Genomic DNA, 5,765 nt, shown 5'->3' with positions numbered 1-5,765 from the left:
AAATCTTCGATTTTTATTAATTTTTTACCACAAATTACACGAATTATATTGTTATAATTATTTCACTAATTTTTAAAATCTTCGATTATTATTAATTTTTTACCACAAATTACATTAATTTCCACAAATTATCTTGTTGTAATTATTTCACTAATTTTTAAAATTTTCGATTTTTATTAATTTTTACCACAAATTACACAAATTTCCACAAATTATCTTGTTGTAGTTATTTCACTAATTTTTAAAATCTTCAATTTTTATTATTACTTAAAAACTGCTATTAACAATTCAATAATAATTGATTACTCATAACTGATAACTGACAACTGATAACTGACAACTGACAACTGCTCACTTTTCCTCATTAAACAAATTCATCTTTTTAACCCATTTTGTTTTTCGTTCTAAAAAGAATAAATCTATAAATAACAGGAAAAACGCAAATCCTAAAAACCATTGAAATTGCGATTTAAAATCGGCCATTTGTGAACTTTCGAATTCTGATTTCTGTGTTTTATCTAATAACTTTTTTATGCTTTCGGTAACTTGTTTAGTGTTGTTTCCGTCAATGTAAATTCCGCCAGAACTTTTGGCAATTTTTTCTAAAATTTCTTGACTTCTTTTGGTTACAACCACATTTCCTTCTTGATCTTTTTGAAATTCGCCATTTTGCCCAAGACTTTTTAACGGAATTGTTCCGCCTTTTTCAGTTCCAACTCCAATTGTTACAATTTTTATACCACTACTTTTTGCGTCTTCTGATGCAGCAATAGCTTCGTCAGAATGATCTTCTCCATCAGAAATTATTACTAATACTTTACTGGTTTTTTCTTTTTTTACAAAGTATTTTTCTGATGCTAAATTTATTGCTTCATCAATCATTGTGCCTTGCGATGAAATCATTGTTGGATTCATAGATTGCAAAAACATTTTAGAAACACTATAATCTGATGTCATTGGTACAACTGGAAATGCGCTTCCAGAATAGGCAATTATTCCAATTTTATCGCTTCCCATTTGGTTTATTAATTGGGATACTAGTTGTTTACTTTTTTCTAATCTGTTTGGTGCAACGTCTTCTGCAAGCATACTTTTAGAAACATCAATGGCAAAAACAATATCAATTCCTTGACGTTTTACAGTTTCTATTTTGGTTCCCATTTTGGGATTTACTAATGCAATTATTAGAAAAATTATCGCCAAAAGCAACACAGAAATTTTTAAAACTGGTTTAAAAACTGATTTCTCTGGACTTAATTTTTGTAACAAACTTAAATCGCCAAATTCTTTTTGTTTTTTCTTTTTCCAAACTTGAACGTATAGAAAAACCAAGACCAAAATTGGAATGATAATCAATAAATAGAAATATCCTTTTTCTTCTAATTCGTACATTTTATTCTTTTTTTGTCATTCTGAAGAAAGAAGAATCTCATCAATAGTATGAGATTTTTTCCTTAGTAAGATTACAAGTTTGAGTTATATAAAACTTTTAAAAATAGTATTTCGTAATAAAATTTCTATCAATAATAACAATCCAGCAATCCATACAAATGGGCGGAATTTTTCGTCAAAATCATAATATTTTAATTCTTCTATTTCTGTAGTTTCTAGTTTGTTAATTTCGTTGTAAATACCTTCTAATTTGCTATTACTTGTTGCTCTAAAATATTTTCCGCCAGAATTGGTAGCGATATTTTTCATCAATTGTTCATCAATTTCTACCTTCCTCATTTCATAAATGTAACTACCATCCGATGCAAAAGCTTTGGGAAATTCCGCCATTCCGTTACTTCCAATTCCTACTGTGTATACTTTTATTCCAAATTCTTTTGCAATTTGAGAAGCAGTCTCGGGTTCAATAAATCCGGCATTATTTACACCATCGGTCAATAAAATTATAACTTTGCTTTTAGCTTTACTATCTTTTAATCGGTTTACCGCAGTTGATAAACCCATTCCAATTGCTGTTCCGTCTTGAATTACATTGTCAAATTTTATATCTTTTATTGCTTCTTGTACAATGGCTTTGTCACTTGTAACCGGTGTTTTTGTATAAGCTTCGCCAGCATAAAATACAATTCCTATTCTGTCGTTTGGACGATTTTCAACAAATTTTGTAGCAACTTCTTTCAAAGCTTCCATTCGGTTTGGCTTTAAATCTTTAGCCAACATACTACTAGAAAGGTCAATTGCCATTACAATATCTACACCTTTTGTGGTTTTGGTATCGCTACTCACATCAACAGTTCTTGGTCGTGCCAATGCAATTATTAACGAACACAATGCTAGTAATCGTAACACAAAAAGATACGGTTTTAGTTTTACTAGAAGCGATTTCGAATTTTTAAATCCTTTTACAGAACTTATTTTTAACGTTGCCGTTTGTTCTTTTCGTTTCCAAAAAAGCCAAGCTGTTGCAACCGGAATTAACAGTAACAACCAAAAGAATTCTGGATTTAAAAAGCTTACTTTTTCCATTATTCTTGTGCGTTTTTAAGTTCAATTGAATTCAAAATTCTACCTGCAATTTCTGCACCAAATTTATCACCTTCTTTATAAGCAATTGTTATTTGTTGAATGCCACCATCTTGTTTAAAAAACAGCATTTCATAATATAATTTTTTGCTTTCACTTTGTTTTTTATCAATCATAATCAATGTTCCAAAAGCTTTTTTACCTTCAACACCTTGATTGGTTTTAAAATCTTCTTGTTTAAAAATAATATTTGATGCGCCTTGAGATTCCATAATTTTTGAACTTTCTTCTGCTAAATCATCTAATTTAACATCGGTTGGTTTTTTAAATTTTTTAGTCGCAATAGAAACATAAAAATCGGATGATAAGGTTCCATAATCAAACAATTGCATTTCTTTAATTAATGCCATTGCATTTTTAGGAAGCGTTTTTTCAGCATCCATTCTTTTTAAAATTTCTGGTGTTTCTATGTAAATTCCAGGATTTCCATATTCGCTAAACAACCATTCTTTTTCTACTAATTCTTTGGTAGGATTTCCTAAAACGAAATCTTTTACATAGTCAAATCCTTTGGCAGCAATTGTAAATAATATACTAAAAACAATTACTATCAATCCAATTAAAACTGCAGCTTTAATTCTTCTTACTTTACGTTCAAGGTACTTTTTTGCAATCGATTTTTGTTTTTGTTCCTCGTTCCAAATTTCAAGTTCGTCTGTTTCTTCAACTATTTGCGGTACTGCATCGTGAATTTTTACAACTGCATTCGTTATTCGTTTTTTGTCTTCTTCAATTTCAAAATCTAACGGTTTTACTTTTGCAAATTTTACTAAATCGGCTTGTTTTAAAACTTTTTCTAAATTTTTTAATGTTTCAGCATTCAACTTCATTTTCTTTTGTGAAGCCACTTTTTTTAAACTAAAAATAAGTTCAGATGTTGTGCTTTCCATTGCTGGAATTTGAATTTCTTCTTCTATATAAGTTCTAACAATATCTGTTAATTGAGAATAATATTCTTTTACTTCACCATTTTGCCACAATTCTTTTTTTTCTAACGATTGTAACAATGAAGTTGCCTTTTCTATTGGCGTTTTATATACAATTTCTAGCTCTTTTTTTGGTCTGTTTTTGTATTTTTTATACAACCAAAATACTAGTATTAATAATGCAAGAAGAATAATTATTGTAATAATATACTTCCAATAATTGGTTTCAATTTTTACTTTTTCGATGGTTTTTATGTCGAACATTTTCTGTTTTAAAGTATCGACTTTTACATTAGAAACTTCAATGTTTATGCTGTCTGAAAATACTTTTTTTCCGTTTATTAAAACAGGAATTTTTGGAATTACATAGTTTCCAGAATCAAACTGTGTAAGACCATATTTTTTAACTAGTTCATAAGTATCGCTATTTTTTATTGTATCAATTCTGTACGATTCTATAACTTCTAAAGCACCGAAATTTTTATCTTTAGGAAATACAACTTTGTCTTTACTAGAAACAGTCGCTTTTAGAGTAAGTTTAAATTCTGCGCCAATTTTATTTCTAGTTTTGTCAACAGAAACAGTTACTTTTTGAGCAAAAAGTGATGATGAAATAAGGAAGAATAGTATATATAATTTGAAGTTCATTTGATTTTTGATTGAAGATTAACGATTTTTGATTTCAGATTTCTTCAAAACTTAATATAATTTATTTTCATGATTTTTGATTGAAGATTAATGATTTTTGATTTCAGATTTCTTCAATATTGAGGATAATTTTATTTTTATTTTAGATTGCTTTTTGCTGTTTTAATACTTGCAACAAAAATTGAGATTAACTCATTTACCTCTTTTTTTGTTTCAATTAATCTTTCTAAATCATTACTTAAACTTGTTTTTTCAATAATTTTTAAACAAACAAAACTCTCTCTTAATTCTTTAAGACAAATTCCCATTTTGTGAATAAAATCTTTTATACTTTCAGCACTTTGAGCTTCACCATAGTTTAAAGCTGGTGAAGTTCCTGAACGAATAATTTGACCTGCAAGATGATTTCCAGCATAATTTTTTTCAAATTTACTTGCAATAATAATTATAGCTGCCGCAAAATCTATTAATCTATCTTCTAATTCTTGTTTGTTCATTGGTTTATAGTTTTTTATTAATTCAAATTTTCATTGTTGATTAACGTCCCGATAGCTATCGGGATTGATTTCATATTTAATTTTTCAGTAGTGATTAATTTATAACTCTGTAATTAAATTATTCCTTATGCTTTTCTTATTTTATATTTAATTATAAATCTTTACATCATTTATTTTAAAAAATCTGCAATCAAAAATCGTTAATCATCAATCTTAAATCATTATCGCGATTTAAAATATCCTAATAATTTGGTTACATAACTTTCGTCAACTCTTGTGTTTATTGTTCCCGAACCACATTTAGAAAACAATTCTTTAAATTGAATTACTTTTTCACTATAATGTTTTTCATAATTTATTCTTGCGGTTTTAGATGTTGTATCAACTACTAAAATTTCACCACTTTCGGCATCTTCCATTTCTACAATTCCAATATTTGGCATTTTTTCTTCACGAATATCATATACTCTAACACCAGTAATATCGTGTTTTTTGCTAGCAATTTTTAGTGTTTTCTCGTAATCATCTTCTACAATAAAATCTGAAATAAGAAATACAATAGCTTTCTTTTTTTGAGTTCCAGATAAAAATTTTAGTGCTTGTGATAAATCAGTTTTATTACTTTTTGGTTTAAATTCTATTAATTCGCGAATAATTCTAAGTACGTGCGATTTTCCTTTTTTGGGCGGAATGTACAATTCAATTGCATCAGAAAATAAAATTAATCCAATATTATCATTATTTTGAGTTGCCGAAAACGCCATTGTTGCAGCAATTTCTGTTACAATTTCGCTTTTTAATTGATTTTTAGTTCCAAAACTTTCCGAGCCAGAAATATCAACCATCAACATCATTGTTAGTTCTCTTTCTTCTTCAAAAACTTTTACATGCGCTTCATTATATCGCGCAGTTACATTCCAATCTATGGCGCGAATATCATCACCATACTGGTATTGACGCACTTCAGAAAACGTCATTCCTCTTCCTTTAAAAGACGTATGATATTCGCCCGAAAAGATATGATCACTCAATCTTCGGGTTTTGATTTCTATTTTTCGTACTTTTTTTAAAAGCTCTTTTGTTTCCATTGTATGTGGTTGTCTGTTGTCTGTTGTCTGTTGTTGGAAAAACCATCAACTATCAACAAAAAACTATCAAC

5 protein-coding genes are annotated in these 5,765 nt (G+C 28.3%); all 5 read right to left on the bottom strand.

The genetic code is table 11. The features are described from left to right. Positions 1–351: 351 nt before the first annotated feature. The 5 genes from ACH2BC_RS10530 to ACH2BC_RS10510 all read right to left on the bottom strand — a co-directional run bounded on the left by ACH2BC_RS10530 (position 352) and on the right by ACH2BC_RS10510 (position 5,694). Entirely contained in the window at positions 352–1,392 is a 1,041-nt protein-coding gene (locus tag ACH2BC_RS10530) for a VWA domain-containing protein (protein ID WP_395053958.1), read from the bottom strand. A gap of 84 nt (positions 1,393–1,476) precedes the next feature. Next, positions 1,477–2,478, bottom strand: a complete 1,002-nt coding sequence (locus tag ACH2BC_RS10525) for a VWA domain-containing protein (protein ID WP_395053957.1) — start codon at positions 2,476–2,478, stop codon at positions 1,477–1,479. Continuing rightward, positions 2,478–4,109, bottom strand: coding sequence for a BatD family protein (locus ACH2BC_RS10520; protein ID WP_395053956.1), 1,632 nt, complete (start codon positions 4,107–4,109; stop codon positions 2,478–2,480). The genes ACH2BC_RS10525 and ACH2BC_RS10520 overlap by 1 nt, the downstream gene beginning before the upstream one ends. A 137-nt stretch (positions 4,110–4,246) precedes the next feature. After that, positions 4,247–4,606 carry a four helix bundle protein gene (locus ACH2BC_RS10515; protein ID WP_395053955.1) on the bottom strand — a complete coding sequence of 120 codons (360 nt, stop codon included), beginning with the start codon at positions 4,604–4,606 and terminating at the stop codon, positions 4,247–4,249. Between the two features lie 221 nt (positions 4,607–4,827). After that, on the bottom strand, positions 4,828–5,694 hold the full coding sequence (locus ACH2BC_RS10510) for a DUF58 domain-containing protein (RefSeq protein ID WP_395053954.1): 867 nt from the start codon (positions 5,692–5,694) through the stop codon (positions 4,828–4,830). Positions 5,695–5,765: the final 71 nt, after the last annotated feature.

Origin of the sequence: Flavobacterium sp. (assembly GCF_043760115.1) — a bacterium.
Lineage (GTDB): Bacteria > Bacteroidota > Bacteroidia > Flavobacteriales > Flavobacteriaceae > Flavobacterium.
Note: the sequence above shows the minus strand (reverse complement) of the source record. Positions and strands in the feature narration are given on the sequence as shown.